This window comes from Niveibacterium sp. COAC-50 (genome assembly GCF_013184235.1).
Taxonomy (GTDB): Bacteria; Pseudomonadota; Gammaproteobacteria; order Burkholderiales; family Rhodocyclaceae; genus Niveibacterium; species Niveibacterium microcysteis.
Genome location: NZ_JABCJM010000001.1, coordinates 268,498 through 293,889 on the forward strand (window position 1 = coordinate 268,498; position 25,392 = coordinate 293,889).

The 25,392-nt window shown below is 65.6% G+C and carries 24 protein-coding genes; 9 read left to right on the top strand and 15 right to left on the bottom strand.

Annotated elements, in window-relative coordinates:
* Positions 1-127: 127 nt before the first annotated feature.
* Positions 128-445 carry a PilZ domain-containing protein gene (locus HH302_RS01175; RefSeq protein WP_172196970.1) on the top strand — a complete coding sequence of 106 codons (318 nt, stop codon included), beginning with the start codon at positions 128-130 and terminating at the stop codon, positions 443-445.
* Between the two features lie 27 nt (positions 446-472).
* Here HH302_RS01175 and HH302_RS01180 read toward each other — a convergent pair whose 3' ends face one another.
* The 4 genes from HH302_RS01180 to HH302_RS01195 all read right to left on the bottom strand — a co-directional run bounded on the left by HH302_RS01180 (position 473) and on the right by HH302_RS01195 (position 4,369).
* On the bottom strand, positions 473-913 hold the full coding sequence (locus HH302_RS01180) for a hypothetical protein (protein WP_172196972.1): 441 nt from the start codon (positions 911-913) through the stop codon (positions 473-475).
* Positions 913-2,109, bottom strand: coding sequence for a hypothetical protein (locus HH302_RS01185; protein ID WP_172196974.1), 1,197 nt, complete (start codon positions 2,107-2,109; stop codon positions 913-915). The genes HH302_RS01180 and HH302_RS01185 overlap by 1 nt, the downstream gene beginning before the upstream one ends.
* A gap of 118 nt (positions 2,110-2,227) precedes the next feature.
* Entirely contained in the window at positions 2,228-3,871 is a 1,644-nt protein-coding gene (locus HH302_RS01190) for an alpha-glucosidase (RefSeq protein ID WP_172196976.1), read from the bottom strand.
* Positions 3,872-3,874: 3 nt separating this feature from the next.
* Positions 3,875-4,369 carry an SRPBCC family protein gene (locus HH302_RS01195; protein ID WP_172196978.1) on the bottom strand — a complete coding sequence of 165 codons (495 nt, stop codon included), beginning with the start codon at positions 4,367-4,369 and terminating at the stop codon, positions 3,875-3,877.
* A 145-nt stretch (positions 4,370-4,514) separates the two neighbouring features.
* Here HH302_RS01195 and HH302_RS01200 point away from each other — a divergent pair, with 145 nt between their 5' ends.
* Positions 4,515-5,336 carry a transporter substrate-binding domain-containing protein gene (locus HH302_RS01200; protein WP_172196980.1) on the top strand — a complete coding sequence of 274 codons (822 nt, stop codon included), beginning with the start codon at positions 4,515-4,517 and terminating at the stop codon, positions 5,334-5,336.
* An 843-nt stretch (positions 5,337-6,179) separates the two neighbouring features.
* Here HH302_RS01200 and HH302_RS01205 read toward each other — a convergent pair.
* Both HH302_RS01205 and HH302_RS01210 read right to left on the bottom strand, forming a co-directional pair.
* Positions 6,180-6,971, bottom strand: coding sequence for a hypothetical protein (locus HH302_RS01205; protein ID WP_172196982.1), 792 nt, complete (start codon positions 6,969-6,971; stop codon positions 6,180-6,182).
* A 367-nt stretch (positions 6,972-7,338) separates the two neighbouring features.
* Positions 7,339-7,785, bottom strand: coding sequence for a hypothetical protein (locus HH302_RS01210; RefSeq protein ID WP_172196984.1), 447 nt, complete (start codon positions 7,783-7,785; stop codon positions 7,339-7,341).
* Positions 7,786-7,970: 185 nt separating this feature from the next.
* Between HH302_RS01210 and ahpC the strand changes: the two genes are divergently transcribed.
* From ahpC to HH302_RS01245, 7 genes are all read left to right on the top strand, one after another.
* Entirely contained in the window at positions 7,971-8,540 is a 570-nt protein-coding gene (gene ahpC, locus HH302_RS01215; protein ID WP_172196986.1) for an alkyl hydroperoxide reductase subunit C, read from the top strand.
* A 242-nt stretch (positions 8,541-8,782) separates the two neighbouring features.
* Entirely contained in the window at positions 8,783-10,348 is a 1,566-nt protein-coding gene (ahpF, locus tag HH302_RS01220; RefSeq protein ID WP_172196988.1) for an alkyl hydroperoxide reductase subunit F, read from the top strand.
* Between the two features lie 851 nt (positions 10,349-11,199).
* Entirely contained in the window at positions 11,200-11,814 is a 615-nt protein-coding gene (locus HH302_RS01225; protein WP_172196990.1) for an acetate uptake transporter, read from the top strand.
* A 118-nt stretch (positions 11,815-11,932) separates the two neighbouring features.
* Complete coding sequence (locus tag HH302_RS01230; RefSeq protein WP_172196992.1) at positions 11,933-12,424, top strand: RNA methyltransferase; 492 nt, start codon at positions 11,933-11,935, stop codon at positions 12,422-12,424.
* An 80-nt stretch (positions 12,425-12,504) separates the two neighbouring features.
* A complete protein-coding gene (locus HH302_RS01235; protein WP_172196994.1) occupies positions 12,505-13,611 on the top strand; it encodes an MBL fold metallo-hydrolase in 1,107 nt (368 codons plus the stop codon).
* Positions 13,612-13,702: 91 nt separating this feature from the next.
* Complete coding sequence (gene lepB, locus HH302_RS01240) at positions 13,703-14,371, top strand: signal peptidase I (RefSeq protein ID WP_172196996.1); 669 nt, start codon at positions 13,703-13,705, stop codon at positions 14,369-14,371.
* A gap of 190 nt (positions 14,372-14,561) precedes the next feature.
* Complete coding sequence (locus tag HH302_RS01245; RefSeq protein ID WP_172196998.1) at positions 14,562-15,200, top strand: alternative oxidase; 639 nt, start codon at positions 14,562-14,564, stop codon at positions 15,198-15,200.
* Positions 15,201-15,309: 109 nt separating this feature from the next.
* Here the strand turns inward: HH302_RS01245 and HH302_RS01250 are convergent, their stop codons facing one another.
* From HH302_RS01250 to ybiB, 9 genes are all read right to left on the bottom strand, one after another.
* Entirely contained in the window at positions 15,310-15,594 is a 285-nt protein-coding gene (locus HH302_RS01250; protein ID WP_172197000.1) for a hypothetical protein, read from the bottom strand.
* Between the two features lie 181 nt (positions 15,595-15,775).
* Positions 15,776-17,458 (bottom strand): bifunctional protein-serine/threonine kinase/phosphatase, encoded by a 1,683-nt coding sequence (locus HH302_RS01255; protein WP_172197002.1) that lies wholly within the window; start codon positions 17,456-17,458, stop codon positions 15,776-15,778.
* Between the two features lie 97 nt (positions 17,459-17,555).
* Entirely contained in the window at positions 17,556-18,770 is a 1,215-nt protein-coding gene (locus tag HH302_RS01260) for a NarK/NasA family nitrate transporter (protein ID WP_172197004.1), read from the bottom strand.
* A gap of 4 nt (positions 18,771-18,774) precedes the next feature.
* The gene (locus tag HH302_RS01265; protein ID WP_172197006.1) at positions 18,775-19,584 is read right to left on the bottom strand and encodes a type IV pili methyl-accepting chemotaxis transducer N-terminal domain-containing protein; all 810 of its coding nucleotides are present in this window, start codon (positions 19,582-19,584) and stop codon (positions 18,775-18,777) included.
* 21 nt (positions 19,585-19,605) lie between these two features.
* Complete coding sequence (gene nirD, locus HH302_RS01270; protein WP_343073499.1) at positions 19,606-19,914, bottom strand: nitrite reductase small subunit NirD; 309 nt, start codon at positions 19,912-19,914, stop codon at positions 19,606-19,608.
* Positions 19,915-20,103: 189 nt separating this feature from the next.
* Positions 20,104-22,548: a nitrite reductase large subunit NirB gene (gene nirB / locus HH302_RS01275; protein ID WP_172197010.1), complete on the bottom strand. Its 2,445-nt coding sequence runs from the start codon at positions 22,546-22,548 to the stop codon at positions 20,104-20,106.
* A gap of 342 nt (positions 22,549-22,890) precedes the next feature.
* A complete protein-coding gene (locus tag HH302_RS01280; RefSeq protein ID WP_216661733.1) occupies positions 22,891-23,634 on the bottom strand; it encodes a hypothetical protein in 744 nt (247 codons plus the stop codon).
* 80 nt (positions 23,635-23,714) lie between these two features.
* A complete protein-coding gene (locus tag HH302_RS01285; RefSeq protein ID WP_172197012.1) occupies positions 23,715-24,227 on the bottom strand; it encodes a disulfide bond formation protein B in 513 nt (170 codons plus the stop codon).
* A gap of 145 nt (positions 24,228-24,372) precedes the next feature.
* On the bottom strand, positions 24,373-25,347 hold the full coding sequence (ybiB, locus tag HH302_RS01290) for a DNA-binding protein YbiB (RefSeq protein WP_172197014.1): 975 nt from the start codon (positions 25,345-25,347) through the stop codon (positions 24,373-24,375).
* Positions 25,348-25,392 lie beyond the last annotated feature (45 nt).

Here is a 25,392-nt window from a genome sequence, read left to right on the forward strand (position 1 = left end):
CCAGCGCGGGCCGTTTTCGTTGCAAGGGATCAGCCCCCGCACGGCGCGGGCGCTTCGGGTAACCTAGCGGCACAACAAATGCCGCAGGCCACCAGCTGGCGGCAATAGTCCAGGGAGCAGACCCGCAATGAACAACGGACACGGGGATCGCGAACGCCGCACCGCGGTGCGCATCCCGCTCGGCACCGAAGCCTTCATCCAGCCGGCCGCCTCGCAACACCCGCCGCGCAAGGCGCGTTGCGTGGATCTGAGCGTAGACGGCATGACGCTGCATACGGTGTATGTGCCGCGCCCCGACGAAATCTTCGAAGTGATCGTGCGCCCGCACGACGGCCCGCTCGCCGGTCCGCCGATGCATGTGCGCGCACAGGTGAAGCGTTGCCACCCGGTGAACGGCTCCGCGATCTACGAAGTCGGCGTGAAGATCGTTGAAGTGCTGAAGTAGCGCGGGCCCAGCGGCCGCACTGTCCGCCTACGGGAAGGTGAACAGCACCCGCGCGCCCGCTGGCACGTTGGCCAGATTCACGTAACCCAGCGTGCCCGGTTGCTCCAATACGCGCCGGCTCACATCGGCTGGCGAGAGTTCGGGCGGCGGCCGCCCCTGCGCCGAGAAGACGACCCGCGCCCAGTAGGCACGCACGCGCGTGCCGCTCATGCCAGCCACGCCGCTGTAGAACAGATCGCGCGCCTGCTTGTCGGCGTTGTCGACGGGCTGCAATGCAACCTCGCCTGCCTGTACTTGCTTGCGCCCGAGGAACAGCTCGCGCAGATCCGCAGCGCTGAGCTGATTGATCGCGACCGAGGCGCTGATGATCACCGCGACCCGGTCTTCACCCGCAGCCGCAAGCGCCGCCGGCTGCAGCATGGCCGACAGCCACATCGCCGAGAGCAGGGTGCCAAGTGCCGCGCGCATCAGAAGACGAAGTCCAGGTTAAGGGTGAGCAGGCGCTCGGACTTGGGCGCCTCACGTGAATAGCCGGGGCCGATGTTGCCCTGGAGGCCGGTTCCCCCTGAATCCGGTTTCACCCACTCCACTGCGCTTTTGAGCATCAGGCGCTCGCGCAGTTCGAGATTCATGCCCAGCGTGAGCGAGCGTTGATCGCTGTGCTGGTTGCGGTAGAGCACGCGCAGCAGCGATTCGGCCGCTGGGTTGGCGGAATGGATCTTCTGGCCGTGCGTCCAGCGTTCGGCAACCATCAGGTAGGGCAGTGCGGGGCCGAAGCGATGGCCGGCTTGCAGATAGGCGCCGCTGCGATCGATCAGGATGCTTTCGTTCCAGGCCCGAGCCCATTCGGCCTGCACGACCCAGGTGTCGCTGTCGTAAGCCAGCCCCAGCGCGAGCGCGCTGTTCGGCTTGTCTTCCACAAACGCCGCCTCGCCAGCGGCCGGATCGAGCTTCGCCAGCAATTGCAGCGCCTGCCCGACCACGCCGCTGGGCGCGAAGCTGACACGGTCATGCGTGAAGGAGGCGGATGCCAGCCAGCCGCCGGACTCCCATTGGGCGCGCAGGAAGCCGCCGCGATAGACGATTTCGTCGGCCTTGCCTGCGGTCGACGCCACGGCGCCGCTGCTCACTTCGCCGCCGCCCGCCCGCAGCTGAAGGCGCCCGCCGTTGAGCGGCATCTGCCAGCTCAAGTCAGCGCCATCGAGCCGCGTGGTCGGCTGCACGCCATACACCTCGCGCGGCGGGCGCGGCCACGGGTTGGCGAAGCGCACGTAGCGGTAGTCGGTGGCGAGGAAGGTGGAGGACTGAAAGCGCCCGATGCGCAGTGCAAGCTGATCGGTGGCCTCCCAGCGCAGGCTCCCGACGCTCAGGCGCGGCGTCCAGGTGCCTTCCGGCAGGTATTCGGACAGCACTTGCAGCGTCGCGCCGAGACTGCCGGTGATCCGCGCATCGAGCTGTAGCCCCAGGTTTGAATCGAGACTTCCGCTGGACTGGTCGGTGCGGCCCGGGCCGTCCGGCTGTTGCGTGCCGACGTAGTCGGCGTCGGTTGAGCTGTACCACGAGTAACCGGCGGTACCGAAGCCGGACAAGCGCAGGCGATCCTGCAGCCAGTCGCTGGTGGGCGCAGCTTCGTCTGCCGCACGCGCAGAGACGCCGGCCAACATTGCCACGATGCAAAAGAGGCGGATCGGCGCTGCTGAGACCATCAAGCCATGTCGCTTTTGTGCTGCGGATTGTTCGTCCGATAACGGCAGCGCGGAGCACCGGGTTGAGCGCGGAACGTCACGCCGGCCCCAGGATTCTTGCCCCCCACGCGGCCAGCGTGTCGGCTGCCGGATTGCGGTGGTTTGTCATCAGGCAGGGAAGCTCCGCAAGTGCCGGGGGGAGCGGCTGTGTGGTGTCGGAGAAATTCAGCGCGACGACGCAGCGCCCCATTTCACTCGTGCGCTCATAGAGCCAAAGCGCGGGGTGCTCGGCGTCGAGCAGGCGGTAGCGGCCGCTACGCAGCGCCGGTGTGCCTTGGCGCAGCGCGATCAGCCTGCGGGTGTAGTGCAGCACCGAATCCGGGTCGGCCTCGGCGGCGGCGACGTTGTGCCCGGTGTAGTCCGGGTTCGGCGCGATCCAGGGCGCTGCGGCACTGAAGCCGGCGTTCGGCGCTGCCGACCACTGCATTGGCGTGCGCGCGTTATCGCGGCTTTTCTTGCGGATCATCGCCAGGGCGCTTGCCGTATCAAGCCCGCGTGTGTCGGTCAGCCAGCGCCAGGCGTTGAGCGTTTCGATGTCGCGGTAGTCGTCGATCGAATCGAAGGCGACATCGGCCATGCCGATTTCGTCGCCCTGGTAGATGAACGGCGTTCCCTTCAGCGTCAGCAGCAGCGTCATCAGCAGCGTGGCGGATTCGCGCCGGTAGCGGCCGTCGTCGCCATAGCGCGATACCGCGCGCGGCTGGTCGTGGTTACCCAGGTACAGGCTGTTCCAGCCGTGCGGCTCCATTCCGTCCTGCCAGCGCGAAAGTGTGGCGCGCAGCGCGGGCATCCTCATCGGGGTGCTGTCCCACTTGCTGGCACCGGGGGCGTGGTCGAGATCGACATGCTCGAAGTGGAACTGCATGTCGAGCAGCGCGGCGCGTTCGTCCGTGATCTCGCGTGCGAGTTCGAGTGGCATACCGGGCGTTTCGCCGATGGTGACGAGGTCCGTGCCGGCGAAGACTTCGCGTCGCATCTCGGCGAGGTAGTCGCGCATCCGTGGGCCGTTGAGGGCGCGATCCATGCCGCCCTCGTTACCGCCCGCCCCAAGGCCATCGGGCTTTGAGATCAGGTTGATCACGTCCATGCGGAAGCCGTCGATGCCCAGCGCCACCCAGCGCCGCATCATTGCGAACAGTGCGTCGCGAAATTGCGGGTTCGCCCAGTTGAGATCCGGCTGCTTCTTCGAGAACAGGTGCAGGTAGTACTCGCCGGTGGCTCCGTCGAATTCCCAGGCCGGGCCGCCGAAGACCGATTGCCAGTCGTTGGGCGGGCCGCCGTCCGCTGCCGGCGGGCGCCAGATGTACCAGTCGCGCTTGTCCGAATCCTTGGTCGTGCGAGATTCGACGAACCATGTGTGTTCGTCCGAACTGTGGTTGGCGACCAGATCCATCACCAGCCGGATGCCCCGCGCGTGCAGCCCGTCGCGCAGCGCGATCCAGTCCTCCAGCGTGCCGAAATCCGGCTGGATCGCCTCGTAGTCCGAGATGTCGTAGCCGTTGTCGTCGTTCGGCGAGGCGTACACCGGGCACAGCCACACCATGCCGATACCGAGGCTGGCGAGGTAATCGAGCTTGGAAGTGATGCCGCGCAGGTCGCCCACGCCGTCGCCGTTGCTGTCGCAAAAACTGCGCGGGTAGATCTGGTAGGCGACGCAGCGCTTCCACCAGGGCTGGTCCATGGGTCAGCCCTGCTGGCGTTTCATCAGTGCCACGAGCTGGTCGAGCGCCTTGCCCCAGCCTTCCTCAAAGCCCATCGCTGCGTGGGCCTGGCAGTCGGCCTCGGTGGCGTGGCGGGCGAGGGCGTGGTAACGGGTGCCGTTAGCCTCCGGCGTGAGCGTGATTTCGGCCGTGATGATCGGGCCTCCGGCCGAGGTGTTGGCCGGGCGGAAGTCGGGCCCCAGCGCGTTGGTCCACACCAGTCGGCGGCAGGGTTCCACTGCAAGGTAGCAGCCCTCGTGCGGGAAGCTCTGGCCCTCGGGCGAGCGCATCACGGTGTAGAAGCGCCCACCGGGCCGCAGATCGATCTCGCTGGCGATGGTCTCCCACGGGGCGGGGGTGAACCATTGGGTGATCAGCGCCGGGGTGGTCCAGGCCTGCCAGATTGCCTCGGGGGGCAGGTCGACGATGCGTTCGAACACCAGATCGAGATTGCGCGTGTCAGGGGTATTGTTGGGCATTGGGGGCTCCTCGATCCGGGTTGGGGTATGCGTAACTGTCAGCGCCGCCCGGGGCTCAGTCAAGGCGTTTGCGCGCCTTGTCGGGCGACAGGCCGCGGCTTGAGCCATACTGGATCACCACCCCCGACCGCTGCCCGATCGTACCGTGACCCGCATTCATCGGATCCTGCTGCTCGCGCTTGCTTTCCTGCTGCCGTTGGCGAGGCCGGCGCTCGCCGGGGCGAACCCCGAATCACGCTGCGCGAGGCCACTGCATCTGGCGTACTCGATGCTGCCGCCCTTGTACTACCAGGACGCCAATGGCGACGGCCGCGGCATCGAGGTGGATCTGGCGCAGGAGCTGGCCCGCCGCACCGGCTGTGTGCTGCAGCCAACTTATGAATCGCGGATTCGCCTGTGGGCGGCCTTCGATGCATCACAAGTCGATATTTCGATGTCCGGCGTTGCAACCGCCGAGCGCGAGCGATTCGCGGTGTTCCTGCCCTACCTGCATTTCCGCAACGTGCTGCTGATGCGAAATGAGGCCCATGCGACGCCTCCCGCCAGCGCAAATCCAATGAATGATCCCGAGACCTCGCTCGCCCTGACGCGTGGTTTTCACTACGGCCCATCGTGGGAGCCGTGGATCAGTCAGGTGCAGTCGCGCGGGCTCGTGAACCTCGTGGCGGAGGAAGGCGACGCAGTTCGCCTGGTCGCGATCGGCCGTGCCGATGCGACGATCGTGCGCGAGATCGCCTGGCCCTACTACGCGGGCCAGTACAGCGACCGGCCCTTGCGCAAGGTCGACGTGGGTGCGAGCGCTGGCGCGATGTCGGTGGTGTTGTCGCGCAAGACGCTCGATCCGGCTGTCCACAAGGCCTTCGCCAAGGCCCTGTCCGACATGCGGGCGGATGGCAGCCTGCGGCGCATTTTGCAGAAGCATTTGCCGGCGGATCTGACGGACAGGGTGATTGAGACCGGGCGTTGAGTTTGTTGAAGGCCGACGGTTTGCCCGTTTTCGCCTTGCGATTCGCCGTGTCGCGTTGCGATTGTGTGTCCGCTGAAGCCGGGTCCCGCCCCGGCGGGCGGGTTCCTTTCTTGTGCCGACAAGAAAGGAACCAAAGAAGCGGCCCCCGCTTCAACGCCCCGCCTGCGGCAGGGTGCCCTGCGCTGCTCGAATCATCGGGTGGCTGCGCAACTCGCCCTCGCTACGCTCGGAGCTCAAACAGTGCTCGCCACCGCCCCGCTACGCGCGTCGGAACCCAATGCTTCTGCGCTGCTCGGCGTTTCAGAGGGGGAGGGAAAGGCGTCGTCGTTTAACCGTTGCGGTGCTTCCGCAGCGTGGATGCAGGCCGCAGGCCGGAGTTTGGGAAGTGCTCTTGAACTTTCCCCAGCGGCAGCCGGGGATTTCGCTTCGCTCCATTCAGGCTTTGAATGTGCAAGGCGCGGTGAACTCACGACGGTTTTGACCTTGGGCCCCGTCGAGAGCGCCGAGCAGCGCAGCGGGGTCGGGGGATCGGCGCAGAGGACTGTTTGAGGCCCGCAGGGCCGAGTTCCGCAGCCGCACGACTTCGCGAGCAGCGCAGGGGAGTCAGTTGCGCAGCACCTGACCGCGAACGCCGGGTCTTCTTTTCTTGGTTACTTCTTTTGACGAAGCAAAAGAAGTAACACGCCCGCCGGGTGCGGGAACCCGGCCAACGCACGGTTGTTCACCGGGCTACATAGGCTCACCGTGTTGGGCTTCGCTGCGCTCAACCCAACCTACCAGGCTTGTTGGGCATTGGGCTTCATTGGGTTCAGCCCAAGCCACGCGACTGCGCCGGTCAAGTTATTAGGATGCGCGGCACATCATCAAGAGCCACTGCGGGTCAATTTGTCGGTAAAGGCAGCGGCCTTTTTCCCAGCCGGATGGATAGCCGTTCAGGCTGTCCAATACTCGCATCGGCCAAACGCCGTAATTCGGCTTGGGCTCACCGGGCTCCCAAGGAAGTTCAATCATCCCGTTGCTGACGCGAACCGGCACTGGGACGTGGAACAACGCCTTCGAGATCATGGCGTCACCCGGAAACCTCAAGGCCAAAGATTCCGTTCGATCTTTGAATATGACGATTTCCAACCCCTCTTGTTGCCGAGAGGCGAACTTCCCTTCTGCAGTGGTCTGATCGATCCCCATAATTCGTGCATACGCGTCGGGGGAATACGGGTCGCGAGGCCAGAATCCCCGGTGATTAGTGACCCAATCCCATCCAACCGCAGCTTTCATCTGCTGGATTTCTTCTGTCTTGTCCCACAGCACTCGGTGCTGCCCCGGCTGCGGCTCAGGCGCGGAGTAGTAGGCCCGCACGAGGAATTCGAATTGTTCCCGGTGCGCTTTGAAGTGTGCGATCAGCTCTTCGTCGCGCGGAAGCGGATTGAAGAAATAGGTGCGCGTGACCGACCCGACTGCGAGGAACAGAGCGGCACTTGAGACCACTTCCATCACCAGCCATGCACGAAACGCTTGGCTACGCCACCCCTGACCTACGGCGCTGCGGCCATTGCTTCGCCATATCGAACGCGTGATTTGCCACCACACCCCAAGCGTGGCAGCGATGATCAGATATCCAATGGCGTCACGAATCATTCGGTGGTGCTCCTGTTGTTGCTCGTGGGCCGCAGGCTTGGGGTGATCACCGCTCTCTCTGGATCTCATTCTTCGTCCCAAGCACGGGACTCAAGAAATACTCAATCACCCGCCGCGGCCCGGTTTTGATTTCAGCGCTCACCGCCATACCGAGTGAGGGCGGCACCTTGCGCTAACCCAGGCGGCGCCGTTTCGACTGGGCGGCGCTGTCGCCTTCGGTGCGCGCCAGTTTGCGTGCGATTCGGCGAGCGGGTGTCTTCCTGCGAAGGGGCGCGCAAGGGCATGGCGGATTCTCGCCAATTCGACTCGAGCCGGCGTGAGGCGATATCACGCTGCGCGGCACATTCTTGGGGCGTGCGCGGCAGTCTTACTCCTCAGTTGCAGGTACGAAGCGCCCGCTCCACCCCTGGGTGGCGATGTGCAGTTGCTCGCGGGTGCGGCGCTGCAGGGTGAAGGCGGCGCCGTCGGCTAGCGCCATCCGCACCAGCCAGTTGGCGGCGGGGCCAAGGCGCAGTTGATCCTTGCTCAGGCGGGCTTCAAGCGTGGCGCCGCTGCGGCAGATGCGCCCGGCGCCTTCGGCCCACAGGCTCTCACCGGTCTTCACGAAGGCGAGCTTCAGCGCGCCATTGTGTTCGGTGATGCTGACACGCATTGGTTTGCCGTCGTCCATCGAGGTTTCTTCCCAGCGCAGAGGGAACGCTGGGTCGCCGGCCAGTTGCCGTAGTTCGTGGATGCTCGATGCGCAGCGCGGCGCTTCCTGCGCGAGCGCGCAACTGGCGATCGGCAGGGCAAGCAGGGCGACAAGGGGACGCATCGGATTCCACATTCCGCCAAGTTTGCGGGGGCGATGTGTCGGTGCCACGACAGTGACGGCAGACGATAGGGAGCGGCTATTCAATGGATCGGAATGATCAATTGGATTGATGTTGGCCAAATCCCTAATCTGCATCCCGTCGCACAACACTTTGTCCTTACCCCGAACAGCACAGGAGAAACACCATGAGCGCTTCCCTTATCAACACCGAAATCAAGCCTTTCAAGGCCACCGCCTTCCACAACGGCAAGTTCGTCGAGGTGTCGGATGCCGATACCAAGGGCAAGTGGTCGGTCTTCTTCTTCTACCCGGCCGACTTCACCTTCGTGTGCCCGACCGAACTGGGCGACCTCGCCGACAACTACGCCGAGTTCCAGAAGCTGGGTGTGGAGATCTACGGCGTGTCGACCGACACGCACTTCACGCACAAGGCCTGGCACGACACGTCGGAGACCATCGGCAAGATCAAGTACCCGCTGATCGGTGACCCGACCCACCTGCTGTCGCGCAACTTCGGCGTGCTGATCGAAGAGGCCGGCCTCGCCGAGCGTGGCACCTTCGTGGTCGACCCGGCCGGCAAGATCCAGATCATCGAAGTGAACGCCGGCGGTATCGGCCGCAACGCCGAAGAGCTGCTGCGCAAGGTCAAGGCTGCGCAGTACGTCGCCAGCCACCCGGGTGAAGTGTGCCCGGCGAAGTGGAAGGAAGGCGAAGCCACGCTTGCACCGTCGCTCGACCTCGTCGGCAAGATTTAAACCGCGGTTCTTTCTGCTGCGCGGTCAGATCTCGAGGCTGCGATGCTCGCCGTACCGCATGTACGGCTGCGCTTCTCCCCTCGACCTCTGACCGCTCGCGACGAAAGCACCACGGTTTAAGCCGAAAGAGCCGCCCCGGCGGCTCGCAGTGCAAAGCGGGTTGGAATGCGCGCTTTGCACTGCGATCCACAGAACCCCCCGGCCCTTGCCCGACGCAAGGGCTCGCAAAAAGGAGTGCCTCCATGCTTGAAGCGAACATCAAGGCCCAGTTGAAGGCTTATCTCGAACGACTCGTGCAGCCGATAGAGCTGGTCGCCTCGCTCGACGACGGCGCCAAGTCGCGCGAGCTGCACGGCCTGCTCGAAGAAGTCGCCACCTTGTCGGACAAAGTCACCCTGCGGGTGGATGGCAGCAACGCGCGCCGGCCCTCGTTTGGCATCAGCCTAAAGGGCGAAACGCCGCGCGTGCATTTCGCTGGAATCCCGATGGGCCACGAGTTCACCTCGCTGGTGCTCGCACTGCTGCAGGTGAGCGGCTATGCGCCGAAGCTGGAAGAGGGCGTGATTGCGCAGATCAAGGCGATCGAAGGCAAGTTCAGCTTCGAGACCTTCATCTCGCTGTCGTGCCACAACTGCCCGGACGTTGTGCAGGCGCTCAACACGATGGCAGTTCTGAACCCGAATTTTGAAGCGGTGATGATCGACGGCGCGTTGTTCCAGGCCGAGGTCGATGCGCGCCAGATCATGGGCGTGCCCTCGATCTACCTGAACGGCGAGCTGTTCGGCCAGGGCCGCATGGGCGTCGAGGAGATCCTCGCCAAGGTCGATACCGGCGCCGCTGCACGCGAAGCCGAGAAGCTCAACCAGAAAGGCGTGTTCGATGTGCTGGTGGTGGGCGGTGGCCCGGCCGGCGCATCGGCCGCGATCTACGCTGCCCGCAAGGGCATCCGCACCGGTGTGGTGGCCGAACGTTTCGGTGGTCAGGTGATGGACACGATGGCGATCGAGAACTTCATCTCGGTCAAAGCCACCGATGGCCCCAAGCTCGCGGCAGGGCTGGAGCAGCATGTGCGCGACTACGACGTCGATGTGATGAACCTGCAGCGTGCCGTCGGGCTGGAGCCTGCCGCCACGCCGGGTGGCCTGCACACGGTGAAGCTCGCTTCGGGCGCGACGCTGCAGAGCCGTAGCGTGATCCTCTCGACCGGTGCGCGGTGGCGCGAGATGGGCGTGCCGGGCGAGCAGCAGTACAAGACCAAGGGCGTGGCCTTCTGCCCGCACTGCGACGGCCCGCTCTTCAAGGGCAAGCGCGTCGCGGTGATCGGCGGCGGCAACTCCGGCGTCGAGGCGGCGATTGACCTCGCAGGCATCGTCGCCCATGTCACCCTGCTCGAATTCGCCGACACCCTGCGTGCCGACGCGGTGCTGCAGAAGAAGCTGCACAGCCTGCCGAACGTGAAGGTCATCACCTCGGCGCAGACCACCGAAGTGACCGGCGACGGCAGCAAGGTCAACGGCCTTTCGTACAAGGACCGCGTCAGCGGCGCAGCGCACCACATCGAACTCGAAGGCATCTTCGTGCAGATCGGCCTGCTGCCGAACACCGACTTCCTCAAGGACGTCGTCAAGCTCTCGCCGCGCGGCGAGATCGAAGTCGACGCCCGCGGCGAGACCTCGGTGCCAGGCGTGTTCGCGGCCGGCGATGCGACGACGGTGCCGTACAAGCAGATCATCATCGCGATGGGTGAGGGGGCCAAGGCAAGTCTGGGGGCTTTCGACCACCTGATCAGGACTTCGGCGCCGGCCTGATTGGCGGCGGAGGTTGAATGGAACAGCCCGCCCGGTGTGAGCCGCGGCGGGCTGTTTGTATTTCTGCGCCACTTCGACGCCCAAGGCTCTGTTGATTCCGGCTCGCGACTGGGTGTCTTTCATCGCAACGGTGTGTCCGTTCAAGCCGAGACCCGCCCCGGCGGGCGGGTTCCCTTCTTGTGCCGACAAGAAAGGAACCAAAGAAGCAGCCCCGCTTCAACGCCCCGCCTGCGGCAGGGTGCCCTGCGCTGCTCGAAACATCGGGTGTCTGCGCAACTCGGCCCTGCGTGCCGCAGACAGTCCTCGCCACCGCCGCTTCGCGTCGGGACCCGAAACTTCTGCGCTGCTCGGCGTTTCAGAGGGGGGTGGAAATGTGTCGACGAGCAACCGCAGCGGGGCTACGAATACGTGACGCGCGGTTAAGGCTCGACGTTTTTGACTTTGGGTCCCGTCGAGAGCGCCGAACGGAGGAGTCGGCCGGCGGGGGTGTCCGGACTCGCTGTTTGAGGCGCGCAGCGCCGAGTTCGCGAGGCCGGCCGACGGGCGAAGCCGCAGTGAGGGCAGCCCGAAGGGCCGCGAACGCCGGGTCGTCTTTTCTTGGTTACTTCTTTTGACGAAGCAAAAGAAGTAACACGCCCGCCGGGGCGGAACCCGGCTTAAGCGGCAAGGCCGCACTAAACCCGTCTCGAGAATCGTAAGCCGTGTGCTCGGCTGCGCATCGCGCCGCTGTCGGGCGATCCGCATTCGCCGACGCCCTCGCCCTTGATCTGCGTGAAAGCAAATCATGCTGCGTTGCAGCACCCTTGCGGTCCGCCGCGAAGCGGCACCCAATAAAACCAAGGAGCAGTTTGATGAAGGACCATGCAGCGCACGACCACACCGCCAATCCCGCCCCGCTCGGGCTGTTGGGATTCGGCATGACGACGGTCTTGCTCAACCTCCACAACGCGGGCGTGTTTGAGCTCGGATCGATGATCCTCGCGATGGGCATCTTCTACGGTGGTATCTGCCAGGTGTGCGCCGGGCTGATGGAGTGGAAGAAGGGCAACACCTTCGGCACCGTGGCCTTCACATCCTACGGCTTCTTCTGGCTGTCGCTGGTGGCGCTGGTCGTGCTGCCGAAGACCGGGCTTGCGACGGCGACCTCGTCGGGCGGCATGGCGGCCTATCTGGCCATGTGGGGCGTGCTTACCCTGGTGCTGTTCATCGGCACGCTGCGCCTCAACCGTGTGACGCAACTGGTGTTCGCGTCGCTTACGGTGCTGTTTGCGCTGCTCGCAGTGGCGGACGCTACCGGCAACGAAACCCTGAAGCTGGTGGCGGGTTGGGAAGGCATCTTGTGCGGGGCATCGGCGATCTATGCGGCCGCTGCGCAAGTGCTCAACGAAGTGTATGGCCGCACGGTGCTGCCGTTGGGCGACCTAGCCCAGCACAAGGTTGTGCCGCTGCACTGCAAGGCCGCCTGACAGCAGGCGCGATGCAGGTGCCGGACGCTGCACGGCCGCGGCGTCCGGCTTGAGGTGTCGGCGGCGGGCCAGCGCACGGTCGGCGCTAAAATGGCGGCCCGCCGCTACGTAGCCATCCATGTCCAAAATCGAAACCCTCACCCGCAAGCAGGCCGTCCGCGATTACGAAGGCTATGCCTGCATCGGTCTGTCGAATCCGAAGAACCCGTCCAACGTGGGTGAGGTGATGCGCGCGGCCGGTTGCTACGGCGTGCACTCGGTCTTCTACACCGGCAAGCGCTACGAGCATGCGCGCGAGTTCCGCACCGACACCAAGCAGGTGCATCTGCAGATCCCGCTGATCGGCGTGGAGGATCTGCAGGGCATCATTCCGCTCGGTTGTGTGCCGGTCGCGATCGAGATTCACGCCAACGCGCAGCCGCTGACGCAGTACAAGCACCCGGAGCGGGCCTTCTACATCTTCGGGCCGGAGGACGGCAGCCTGAAGGACAACGTCACCTCATGGTGCCGCGACATCGTCTATGTGCCGACCAACGGTTGCATGAACCTCGCCGCGACGGTGAACGTGGTGCTCTACGACCGCATGCTGAAGCGCTCCCTGGCGGATTGAGCACGGCACTGCTTGCGTGCTGGTTGTCGGCCGGCGTGGCGTGAGCTAGCGTGAGATGACTGCGCCAGTGGGGGTTCGCTATGTTCGGCAGACTGATCTTCCGGCAACTCTTCGACGCCGCGTCGTCGACCTACACCTATCTGTTGGCGGATCCGCAGACGCGTGAAGCGGTCTTGATCGACACCGTCTTCGAGCAGCATCTGCGCGACCTCGCCTTGGTCGAGGAACTCGGCCTCAAGCTCGTTGCGGTACTCGATACGCACTGCCATGCCGACCATGTCACCGGCGCGTGGCTGATGCAGGCGGCGACGGGCTGCCGCATCGGGGTGTCGAAGCGTTACGGCGATGCGATGCAGGGGGCGGACCTGCTGCTCGACCACGGCGACCGCGTCGCCTTCGGGCAGCGCCACCTCGATGTTCGCGCCACACCGGGGCACACCGACGGTTGCCTGTGTTTCGTCAGCGACGACCAAGGCATGGCGTTCACCGGCGACAGTCTGCTGATTCGCGGCGCCGGGCGTTGCGACTTCCAGCAGGGCAGCGCGCACACCCTGTTCCGCTCGATCACCGAGCAGATCTTCAGCCTGCCCGACGAATGCCTGATCTACCCTGCGCATGATTACAACGGCCGAACCATGTCCTCGGTGGCCGAGGAGCGGCGCCACAATCCGCGCATTGGTGGGCAGGCGGACGAGCGCGACTTCGTCGGTTTCATGGAAAACCTCAACCTGCCGCATCCGAAACAGCTTGCTGTGGCCGTGCCGGCCAACCTGCGATCGGGTCGGCCCGAAGATGGGCGGGTACCACGGCCGGCGGACTGGGGCCCGGTGCGCCAGAGCTATGCGGGCTTGCTCGAGATCGAGCCCGAATGGGTGGCTGAGCATCTGGACGAGGTGCAGGTGCTCGATGTGCGGCTGCGCGACGAAATGGACGAGCGGCTGGGGCGCATCGCCGGTGCGCGGCTGATCCCCCTCAACGAATTGCGCGACCGTCTGGCCGAGGTGGCGACCGATCGCCCGGTGATCGCGGTGTGCCATGCGGGCATGCGGTCCGGCCAGGCCAGCGTGATCCTGCGTCAGGCGGGCCTCACCCGCGTCGCGAACATGCGCGGCGGCATGCTGCAGTGGCATCAGCTGGGCTTGCCGGTGGAACGTGGTGCGCTGCGAGCGAGCCAGCCAACATCTTGATGCAATTCCCGGTGTCCTGACACCTTCCGCGCAGGGTGATGGCGGCAGACTTGGCGCTGCCGATTCACCCGATCCATGCCGAGAGGACACCATGAAGAACTGGCTGAAGCAGAACCGCGGTTTCGTGATCTTCCTTGTTTGCCTGGGCCTGTTCCGAACCGCGATGGCGGACTGGAACCCGGTGCCGACCGGCTCGATGCGCCCGACCATTCTGGAAGGCGATGTCGTGCTGGTGAACCGGCTTGCCTACGATGTGAAACTGCCGCTGACCGGCATCACCTTGGGCCGCCTTGGCGACCCGCAGCGCGGCGACATCGTCACCTTCAACTCGCCGAAGGACGGCTCGCGCCTCATCAAGCGGCTGGTGGCCTTACCCGGCGACATCGTCGCGATGCGCGACGATGTGCTCTACATCAACGGCCAGGCCGCCCGTTACAGCGATCTGACGCCGGCTGCCGAGCAACTCGGCACGGGCTTCACGGTGCCGGCCTTGCGCGCCACTGAAACCGTCGCCGGCCAGCAGCGCACCGTGCAATTTCTCGATCGTGTCGGCGCGAAACGCAGTTTCGGGCCACTCGTCGTGCCGCCCGAGCACTACTTCATGCTGGGCGATAACCGCGACAACAGTGAGGATTCCCGCTACATCGGCGTCGTGCCGCGAGATCGCATCATCGGCCGCGCCAACCACATCCTGGTGTCGGCCGATATCACCGACCATTGGCAGCCGCGGCTGGGGCGATTCGCCAGCGCGCTCAACTAAGCGGCGCCCGCTGTAGGCACGGAACCATCTGCATGGTCGATGCGTCTATCTGATCGTTAGCCGGGCAAACCAGCCGCCAGCGACGCTGGCTGGTATGCCCACTTCGTCGCCGCGTTCTGCGGCGCGGAGCCAGGCTGGGGGCAGGCCCACAAGGCAGGCCCCGTGGTTTCCCCATCAGGAGTGCATCACCATGATTGCCCCAGAGCCAACTGTCACCCACCGTACCCCCGTCGGTCTGCAGGATCGCATCGCCTACGGCATCTGCAAGTTCCTGCGATTCTTCGCCGACCTCTTCTTCGCCAACCGCTATGGCCATCGCGCGGTCGTGCTGGAAACCGTGGCCGCAGTGCCGGGCATGGTGGGCGGCACCTTGCAGCACCTGCGCGCGCTGCGACATATGTCTGACGACCACGGCTGGATCCGCACGCTGCTCGACGAGGCCGAGAACGAGCGGATGCACCTGATGACCTTCATCCAGATCGCGAAGCCCTCCGGCTTCGAGCGTTTCCTGATCCTGCTGGCGCAGGGCGCCTTCTACAACTTCTTCTTCGTGCTCTATCTCGTTTCGCCGAAGACCGCGCATCGCATGGTCGGCTACTTCGAGGAAGAGGCGGTCTATAGCTACACCGAGTATCTGGCGGGCGTGGATAGCGGCCGCTACGAGAATGTCGCTGCGCCGCAGATCGCGATCGACTACTGGAAGTTGCCGGCCAACGCGCGCCTTCGCGACGTGATCCTGGCGGTGCGTCAGGATGAAGCGGGCCACCGCGATGTGAACCACGACTTCGCCGACGCACTGCGCACGCCGCAAACGCAAGTCGTAGGCTGAGCCCCCGCGTTCCGGTCACACAAAGCAGAACGGCCGGCGTGGAACCTGGGTTCCATGCCGGCCGTCTTTCTTTTGTCGCCCTCGCGGGTAGGCGCGGGCTGCTGGTGCTTTACAGCTGCGACCTGAAGTAGCGGAATGAATGGACGAAGGCGTCGCGCACCTTCTCCATTTCAGTGACAATGTTGTCCCAGGATTCTTCGCCTGCCGTCTTCAGCTCATCCAGCTTGGCGACGGCCAGCTTGGACTGTTGGCGCATCTTGACCAGCTCTTCCTTGTATTTGTCGCGCGCGTCTTCGCGGGCGGCCTGTGCCTTCGCTTCCAACTGATTCATGTTGGCATTCATTTCGTCGAGCTGGTGCTTCACTGTTTCGATGTATTCGTCGCGTTTGGACATGACACGTTTTCCTTGCCGAGTGGAAAGGCCTTGCGGCCGGGGCGCCGGTGTCGCGCAGGGCATCCGCCGCCAGATTGTTCTGACGCAGGCATCGTAGGCCGAGGAGGCGGCACGGGTCTGTTCGCTGGCGTACGCAGACGGCTACCGCGCGGTCGTGCAAGCGCCGAGCGCAGCCTGCGGGTCAACGCCCGAACAGCAGCGCAAGCAGCACGACGTTGGCGAGCAGCGATGCGGCCGCCAGCAGTTTGAGCGCGAGTTGCGGATCGCGTTGTGCGAGCGGGCGGCGACGTGGCACCTGCAGCGGGCGGTGAGCGCCGCGTTCGAGCGCGAGCAGGCATTCCTCGGCGGTTTCGAAGCGCTGCGCCGGGTCGCGCGCGCAGGCCTTGAGCAGGATCGATTCGAGCCACTCCGGGGTGTCCGGCCGGTAGCGCGTGGCGGGGACCGGGTCGCCGAATCGGGGGCGCTGGAAGGGTTCGACTTCCCCGTAGGGGTACTTGCGCGTCAACAATTCGTACAAGGTCACGCCGGCGGCGTAGAGGTCGGTGGCCTCGCTCGCTCGGCCGTCGCCGAACAGCTCCGGCGCCATGTAGGAGGGCGTGCCGGGATTGTTGATCTCGTTGAACAGTTCGTCGTGCCCATCGGATGCTGCAACGCCCAGGTCCAGCAGCCGCAGGCGGCCGTCGTGACCCAGGTGCAGGTTGGCGGGCTTCACATCGCGATGGATGACCGCCAGCCGGTGCAGCGCGCCGAGCGCCTTCATCAAGCGCTGGCCGAGATCGGCGACTTCCACCGCCGTGAAGCGGTGCCCGCGCGCCAGCCGTTGCGCGAGCGTTTCGCCCTCGTGCCAGCTCATCAGGTAGTACAGGTGGCTGCGTTGCGGCCACTCGAGCACCTGCGGGAAGGCGGCGTCGGTCACGCGCCGTGCGAGCCATTCCTCATGCGCCAGCGCGGCGGTGTCCTGTGCGTCGGCATCCGGCCTCAGTGTCTTGAGCACCGCGAGCGTGCCGTCGGCGGCGCGCACGCGGTAGAGCATCGTGATGCGCGATTCGTGCAGCACGTCTTCCACCGTCAGGCCGTCGATCTGCTGACCCGGTTTCATCACCGCGGGCAGTGGCAAGGCGCGGATACGCGACAGCGCGTCGCGCAGTGTGTCGCGCGGCAGCACATCCACCTGCAGTACCAACGCACTGCAGTTGTCCTGGCTGCCACTGTCGACCGCGCTGTCGGCCAGGGCGAAGGCGGCCTCCTGCGGGTCGTCGTATTTCTCCAGGGTCGCCAGCAGGCGGGCCTCGTTGAGCGTGCCCCACACGCCGTCGCAACAGATCAGGAAGCGGTCGCCCGGTGCGAGTTCGCCTTCGGCGTAGTCCACCGCCAGGTGCCGGTCGAGCCCCACCGCGCGCGACAGCACGGTGGAGAGCTCCGGGTGTTCCCATACATGGTCGACCGTCAGCCGCTTCAGCGCGCCGTCGCGCAGCAGGTACAGCCGCGTGTCGCCCACATGTGCGCTGATCCAGCGGCGGCCGCGCAGGACCACGGCCGTGAGTGTGGTGGCCATGCCGGCGGCCTCGCCACGCTTGGCGGACTGCGATACCAGCCAGCGGTTGGCGGCGCCGATCACCTTGTCGAGCGCCTTGGGTACCGCCCAGGTATCGGGTGTCGCGTAGTAGTCGCAGAGCAGGCTGCGCACGGTGAATTCCGCGGCTTCCCGCCCGTCCGCATGGCCGCCGACGCCGTCCGCCAGTGCGGCGAGCAGGCCCTTGTTGTCGAGCTCGGCGCCTTCCGGCGTGACCGCGCCGACAAAGTCCTCGTTGCGGGCACGCGGGCCGGTGAGCGAAGCATGACCCAGGCGGACAGACAGGCTCACGGCTGCTCCACAGATGAAAAATGGGGTGCCACGATCGTAGCACCCCCAAAAACCGGCCCTGTTAGGGCCGGGGCAGTTTTGGGCATGACCCTTGCGCTCAGATCCGCGCTGCGGTGAGGTGCGCCGCACCCCAAGTGGTACGCCAGCGGGTCTTCACGCCGGTGAGGCCGGCCAGGGCGAGCAGCGCGAGGCCGGCGAAGATCAGGAAACCCATCTGATAGGAGCCGGTGATCTGCTTGGCGTAGCCGAGGCTGGAGGCAAGGTAGAAGCCGCCGACACCGCCGGCCATGCCGACGAGGCCGGTCATCACGCCGATCTCCTTGCGGAAGCGCTGCGGCACCAGCTGGAACACTGCGCCGTTGCCCATGCCCAGCGCCAGCATTGCACCGACGAACACCGCTGCAGCACTCCAGACCGTCGGCATGCCGAAGCTGACGATGGTGAGGAACAGCGCCGCGAGCGCGTACATCACCGTAAGGCTCTTGATGCCGCCGATGCGGTCCGCCACGTTGCCGCCGATCGGCCGCACCAGCGAGCCCGCGAATACGCAGCCTGCGGTGAAGAAGCCCGCCATCTTCGGGTCCAGCCCGTACTGTGCGTTGAAGTAGATCGTCAGCGACGAGGCAAGGCCGGAGAATCCGCCAAAGGTGACCGAGTAGAAGAACATGAACCACCAGGCGTCACGATCCTTCAGCACGGCGAGGTAGTCCGTCAGCGGTTTCGGCGGCGGGCAGTTCGGCGCGTCCTTCGCCACCGCGAGGTAGAACAGGAACACGATTGACAGCGGGATCAGCACCAGCCCGAACACGTTGGTCCAACCGTAGGCCATCGCGAGGCTGGGCGCGAAAAGCGCGGCCAGCACGGTGCCGGAGTTGCCGGCGCCCGCGATGCCCAACGCGGTGCCCTGGTGCTCCGGTGGATACCAGCGCGAGGCGAGCGGCAGCGCTACGGCGAAGGAGGCACCGGCGACACCGAGGAAGCCGGCGAGGATCAGTACTTCGTGGTAGCTCGTGATGCCGTGCTGCCATGCGAAGAACAGTGCGCCCATCACGACAACCTGACCGATCGCGCCGGCCATCTTGGGCTTGAGTTGGTCCACCAGCACGCCCATCACGATGCGCAGGAAGGCGCCGGTCAGGAGCGGTGTGGCGACCATCAGACCTTTCTGCGCAGGCGTGAGCGCGAGGTCCTTGGCGATCTGCACGCCGAGCGGGCCGAGCAGTACCCACACCATGAAGGCGAGATCGAAGTAGAGGAAGGCGGCGAGCAGTGTCGGCGTGTGGCCGGCCTTGAGGAATGCAGTCTTGTTCATGATCTCAGCCCAGTTGGGTGTAGAGCGCGGTGAGTTTGTCCATCGCGTCCAGAATGTTCTCGGAGGTGGTCGCGACGTTCTGGTCGTGCTCGCGTGAGTCACCGGTTTGCGAAATCGCCTCGTCGAAGAACTGCCACTGCGTGTCCGCCAGCGCGAGCCAGTTGCGCACCTCGGCGCTGTTCTGCGGTGCGGCCTTCAATTGCGCAAAAGCGGCGATGAAATCGGCACGCGACTTCTTCAGGGCGGCGGTGGTCTCTGGCGCATTGAGGCCGGCGCGTTCGAAGAAGTAGAACTTCGCCATGCGCTGCGAGAGCATCCGCTGCCGCCCCGAGAGGTTCACCAGCGTGCCGATCGGCGTCGCCTGCAGCTTTTCAAGCTGCTGCGTGCCCTCATGCGCGGTGGCGAGCACCTGCTCGTTGAGCTTGGCGACGGTGGCGAGGCCTGCGGCGTTCGGTGCGGCGGTGACGGCCGCGCGGTAGCTGCCCCAAAGCGCGGCGAGCTTTTCGTAGGTGGCGGCCGCCTCGGCACGATCCTTGGCCGCGGTGAAGCGGCGCAGGTTCGCGAGTTGCTCATCGAAGCGGGTCGCCGACGCTGCGAGCAACTGCTGCGCTTGATCCACCTTCACGCCGAGCAGTTGCTGTGCGTAACACTTGGCCATGCGCTGCGACAGCATGCGCTGGCGCCCAGCCTGGTTGATGGCTTCGAGCATCGAGAGGCCGCTGTCCTTCGGGGGGGCGGCCATCGCGTTCGACAGGAGGGCGGCCGGCGCGAGGCTGGCCGCGGCGATGATCAAGTGGCGACGCGTGCGATCCATGTGCCGTGTCTCCGCTTTCGATCAGGCGTTGAGCCAGACCACGCCGTCTTCGAGTTTCGCGGCGAAGGGGCGGGTGCAGCCCACATCGGGCGCCACCGCTTCGCCACTGTCGAGCCCGATCTTCCAGCTGTGCAGCGGGCAGGTGACCGTCTTGCCATGCACGATGCCCTGCGACAGCGGGCCGCCCTTGTGCGGGCACTTGTCGTGCAGCGCGAAGACTTCGTCGTCCGAGGTGCGGAAGATCGCGATGTCGCCGTGCTTCGTGCCGCGCACCACGCGCGAGCCGAGCACCGGGATTTCGTCGAGCGTGCACACACGCTTCCAGTCGATTGCTGTGTCCATGACGGCTGTACTCATGAATGAAGATCCTCTCTGGCGCCACGGCCCGTGGGGCGCGAGGCGCGGTGCATTCGGGTGGGGACGGGCGCAGGCCTGCTCGGCTGCGTCGTCGCTCACGGGCTCACTCGCCCGTGTCGTCACATTCAAACCAGTCTTCCCATTCGCTCATGGCGGCTCTCCTTACGCGACGACGGCAATCGGGATGTAGGGGCGCTTGAGCGCACCCTCGGTACGTTCCTGCCACGGGTCCTTGTAACCCTGCAGGGCAAACAGCAGGCGCTCATGCAGCGCGCGGCGGTTGGCGGCGTCTTCGACGACCTTGCTCTTGACGTAATCCAGCCCCACGCGCTGCACGTAGTGCACCGTGCGCTCGAGGTAGTAGCCCTCTTCGCGGTAGAGCTGCAGGAAGGCGCCGGAGTACTCCATCACCTCCTCGTCGGTCTTCACCTTGGCGAAGAACTCGGCCACCTCGGTCTTGATGCCGCCGTTGCCGGCGACGTAGAGCTCGTAGCCGGAATCCACACCGATCACGCCGACGTCCTTGATGCCGGCTTCGGCGCAGTTGCGCGGACAGCCGGAGACAGCGAGCTTCACCTTGTGCGGGCTCCACATGCCGAACAGCATCTTCTCCAGCTTCACGCCCATGCTCATCGAGAGCTGCGTGCCAAAGCGGCAGTGCTCGGCGCCGACACAGGTCTTCACCGTGCGGATCGACTTGCCGTAGGCGTGGCCGGAGACCATGCCGGCCTTGGCGAAGTCCGCCCACATCAGCGGCAGGTCTTCCTTCTTCACGCCGAGCAGGTCGATACGCTGGCCGCCGGTGACCTTCACCGTGGGCACCTTGTACTTGTCGGCGGCGTCGGCGATGGCGCGCAGTTCGTCCGGCGTGGTGATGCCGCCCAACATCCGTGGCACGACCGAGTAGGTGCCGTCCTTCTGGATGTTGGCGTGAGCGCGTTCGTTGATGAAGCGGCTCTGCGGGTCGTCCTGCGCTTCGTGCGGCCAGGTCGAGATCAGGTAGTAGTTGAGTGCCGGACGGCAGCTTGCGCAGCCGTTCGGCGTCTTCCACTCCATGAAGTGCATCGCCTGCGGAATCGTCAGCAGCTTGTTGTCGCGGATCGCCTTGCGCACTTCGCCGTGGGACAGATCGGTACAGCCGCAGACCGCCTTGTTGTTCGAGTCGGCCGGCGTGTAGGCGCCACCCACGGTGGAGGCCAGGATCTGCTCGACCAGACCGGTGCAGGAGCCACAGGAGCTTGATGCCTTGGTGTGCTTGCGCACTTCGTCCAGCGTGAAGAGGCCCTGCGTCTTGATCGCCTTGACGATGGTGCCCTTGCACACGCCGTTGCAGCCACACACCTCCGCCGTGTCCGGCAGGCTGGCGGCGCTGTTGGCGCCCTTGTGGCCCACGTCACCCAGATGCGATTTGCCGAACAGCAGGTGGTCGCGGATGTCATGCACATCCTGCGCATCCTTCATCAGCTGGAAGTACCAGGCGCCGTCGGCGGTGTCGCCGTACATCACCGCGCCGACAATCCTGTTCTCCTTGATCACCACCTTCTTGTAGATGCCCATGCCGGGGTCGTGCAGCACGATGTCCTCGGTGCCTTCGCCGCCCATGAAATCGCCAGCCGAGAACAGGTCGATGCCGGTGACCTTCAGCTTGGTGGAGGTCACCGAGCCCTGGTAGCGGCCGATGCCGAACATCGCGAGGTGGTTCGCGCAGACCTTGGCCTGCTCGAACAGCGGCGCGACGAGGCCGTAGGCGGTGCCGCGGTGGTTCGCGCATTCGCCCACCGCGTAGATGCGTGGGTCGTAGGTCTGCAGCGTGTCGTTGACGACGATGCCGCGGTTGCAGTGCAGGCCCGCCTTCTCGGCCAGTGCGGTATTCGGGCGGATGCCGGCGGCCATCACGACCAGATCGGCCGGGATCGTCTCGCCATCCTTGAACTTCACCGCCGCGACGCGGCCCGACTCCCCGGCGATCAGCTCGGCCGTGCTGGCGGCAAGGCGGAACTGCATGTTCTTCGCCTCCAGCGCCTTCTGCAGCATGCGCGCCGAGGTCGGGTCCATCTGGCGTTCCATGATCCATTCGCCGATGTGCACCACGGTCACGTCCATGCCGCGTAGCGCGAGGCCGTTGGCCGCCTCCAGGCCGAGCAGGCCGGCGCCGATCACCACCGCGTGCTTGTGTTTCGCCGCGGCGTCGATCATCTCGTCGGTGTCCTTGATGTCGCGATACGCGATCACGCCCGGCAGATCCTTGCCCGGCACCGGCAGGATGAAAGGCGTCGAGCCGGTTGCGAGGAGCAGGCGGTCGTACTCGGCTTCGGTGCCGTCGTCCGCGATCACCTTGCGGTTGATGCGATCGATGGTGACGACGGTCTTGCCGGTGTGCAGGGTGATGCCGTTGTCGCGGTACCAGTCCCAGTCGTTGAGGATGATGTCCTGCACGGTCATCTCGCCGGCGAGCACCGGCGAGAGCAGGATGCGGTTGTAGTTCGGGTGCGGCTCGGCCCCGAACACGGTGATGTCGTACATGTCCGGTGCGAGCTTGATCAGCTCTTCGAGCGTGCGGCAGCCGGCCATGCCGTTGCCCACCATCACCAGTTTGAGTTTGCGCATGTTGCATCCCTCGACGAAACGCGCACGGCCAGCGGCCATGCAGAAAGTGTTTGCGTTCGTGGGGATCTACGCTGATCCGTGCGGCGGCCGTCGTTGGCCGCGCTTGCCACCCGGAAGGCCATCGTGGCCCTGCGGTGGATCATCGCGAAACTGCAGCGGCGGCCTTCGGTGGCGCCCGGCATGCGGCGGATGATCCGGTCGGTACTTCCCTAGCAATGCGCGTGCCTGACGCACGGCGCCCGCCGGATCGGGCTTTCCGTCCAGCCAACGGAATGTCAGCGGGCCGCCACGGCGCACTTGCGGTGCGCCGTGGTCGATTGTGGTGCAGCGCGGTTGCGGCGATCAGCGCGGGGGATCTGCGACAAATCCGGGGAAGGCCTGCGGCGTCGTTGGCGTGACATACGCGCGCCGGATCACGCCGGCGGCAAGCAGGTTGGCGTAGCTGTCGTAGCGGATCTGCACGATCTCGTCGGGTGTGCTGCGCGCGCGTACGAACTCGGTGTAGCTGCTCGGTGCGTATTCACGCTCACCGTGTCCGGTGCCGAGGCTTTCGGCCTTTTGCGCGCCCATGTCGCTCGCCGCTGGGGCGGCGGATTCGGCGCTGCGGGCGGTTGCGGAGGGCATCGCCAGCGGCGGTGGCGCGACGCGCTCGCGGAACACGGCCGCACCGATCACACCCACGTTGTCCGGGCGGCCGGTGCGGGCTGCGTACGATTCCGGCAGGGCCGAGAAATAGAACGCCGCCGTCTCGGCCATGTTCTTGCGCCAGCCGACAATCTCTGCGCTTGCCCAGGGTTCCAGCACATAGCCGGTCTGGGCGACTGCGGCGGTCTCGCCGCTGATCGCGTTGACGCCATCGACCGACAGCACGACCAGCACCCGGTTGCCGCTCTGATTGATCAGGCGTAGCGCATAGCGCTGGCCGGGCGTGCCGGCAACGTAGCGCACGCCGCGGTGAGTGTGGGTCTGGATCGGTGTGGCCCGCTCGCGGTCGATGACTTCAAGTTCGACCAGCGAAGCAGTGGCGCTGTGGCACCCGAGAAGGGCCCACAGCAACAGGGTGGGGGTGAGGCGTGGGATGGTCATGATGCAGCTCCGGTGGGTGGTGACACCCACTTGAACGGAGCTGCATCGGAATTCGGGTTAGCGCGTGTGCTGCGTTCGCGTCAGTTTGCGAAGCGGCTGCGTTCGCGGCGCTGCAGCAGCACCGTCAGCGCCATCACGAAGATGGCGGCAAACCACAGGCCTGCCCAGTTCGCGATCGACAAACCGAGGAAGGTCCAGTCCACCTTGGCGCAGTCGCCGCTGCCCTGGAAGATCATCGGCAGTGCCTGCCCGAGCGGGAAGCTGTTCATCATGAACTCGAGATCCGGCCCGCACTCCACATACTTGGGCGGAAACCATTGCAGCCAGCTCTGCCGCGCGGCGATGCCGAAGCCGGTCGCAGCGGCGAGCCCAATCAAGCCGGCATACAGCTGCCCGCCACGGCCACGTGGGTTATGCAGCGCGGCGATGAGCGCGAACAGCCCGACTACGACAAAGGCGTAGCGCTGCATGATGCACATCGGGCAGGGCGCCACGTGTTTGAGCGTTTGCAGCACCAGACCGGTGCCGAGCAGGCCGAAGCAGAGGAGCGCGATAGCGGAAAAGCGCTGGCGTTGCGAGAAGCGGGTGATCATGGCGGGGGTGGTTTGTACGGTTTGGCCGAAGCAAACCGTGGATTGTACGACGCCTTGCGCAACGGCGCGGATTTGTCATATTCGGCAAATCCGCGCCGTTGTCGGGGCGTGTCGGGCCTGGCGACGGGGTCGCCGGGTGACCGGCTCAGGTCAGGCCGATGCCTACGGCGACCATGGCGCGCGCGTGCATCAGGTCGCGTGCATGGCCGGTGGCATACAGGCAGGCCGCCAGCTGGTTCGAGAGCGGCGTCGGCGTTGCGCGCCGGCCTTCCATGATCTCCCGGATCAACTGCGCAACTGCGTCCGGATCGTTCGGGTCGCAGCGCAGCGGCAGCGGTGCCCAGCCTGTCGGCTCCTCGTCGTAAAGCACGTTGGCTTCACCGTGCCGCAGCCAGGCGATGCGGGGGCGGCGCTCGGCGCTGGCGCAGGACTCTCCGTCCGGCGCGTGCATCAGCATCGCCTCGGCGCCCATATCGAGCAGCAGGTCGTGCAGCGACGAGATCGCTTCAGGCTGGCTGGCGCAGATCAGGCGCAGGCTGTGGTCCGGCATCGGATCGATCAGCTTGGCGACCAGGTGGCCGACGTGGCGGGCGCCCAGCTCGTCCCGCAGCAACAGCAGCGCGTCGAGTTCCGGCGCGAGCAGGCGGGTCGGCACGACCGCGAGGTTGTGCAGCGCAAGCGATTCGGCCGCTTCGGCGAGCGTGGTGGCATGCGGCCGCCCGAGCCTGCGCAGCACATCGAAGCTGGGCGGCAGGCGCCCCTCGCCGAGCGAGCCATGAACCAGCACCGGCACGCCGGTTTGCGCGAGTCGCAAGGCGAGCGCGGGCATCAGGTTGGGCTGGCTGTGGCGGCTGGCGTAGGTCGGGATGATCGCGACGCGGCGCGAGCCATGCGGCGCCTGCATCGAAATCGTGTGTTCGCCGAGTGCTTCGGCGAAACCGAGCAGTTCGTCGATCGTTTCGCCCTTCCAGCGCAGCGCCATCAACAGGGCGCCGAGCCGCACCGGCGACACGGTGCCGGACAGCATGCGTTTGAACAGGGCGTAGGCTTCGTCGCGTGCGAGGTCTTCGCACAGCGTTGGACCGCGCCCGATTTTCGTGAGCGCGTTGGCAACATCCATCACGCGAACCTCCAGGGGTAGAGAGTGCTTGGCGAGCGTTCTTGT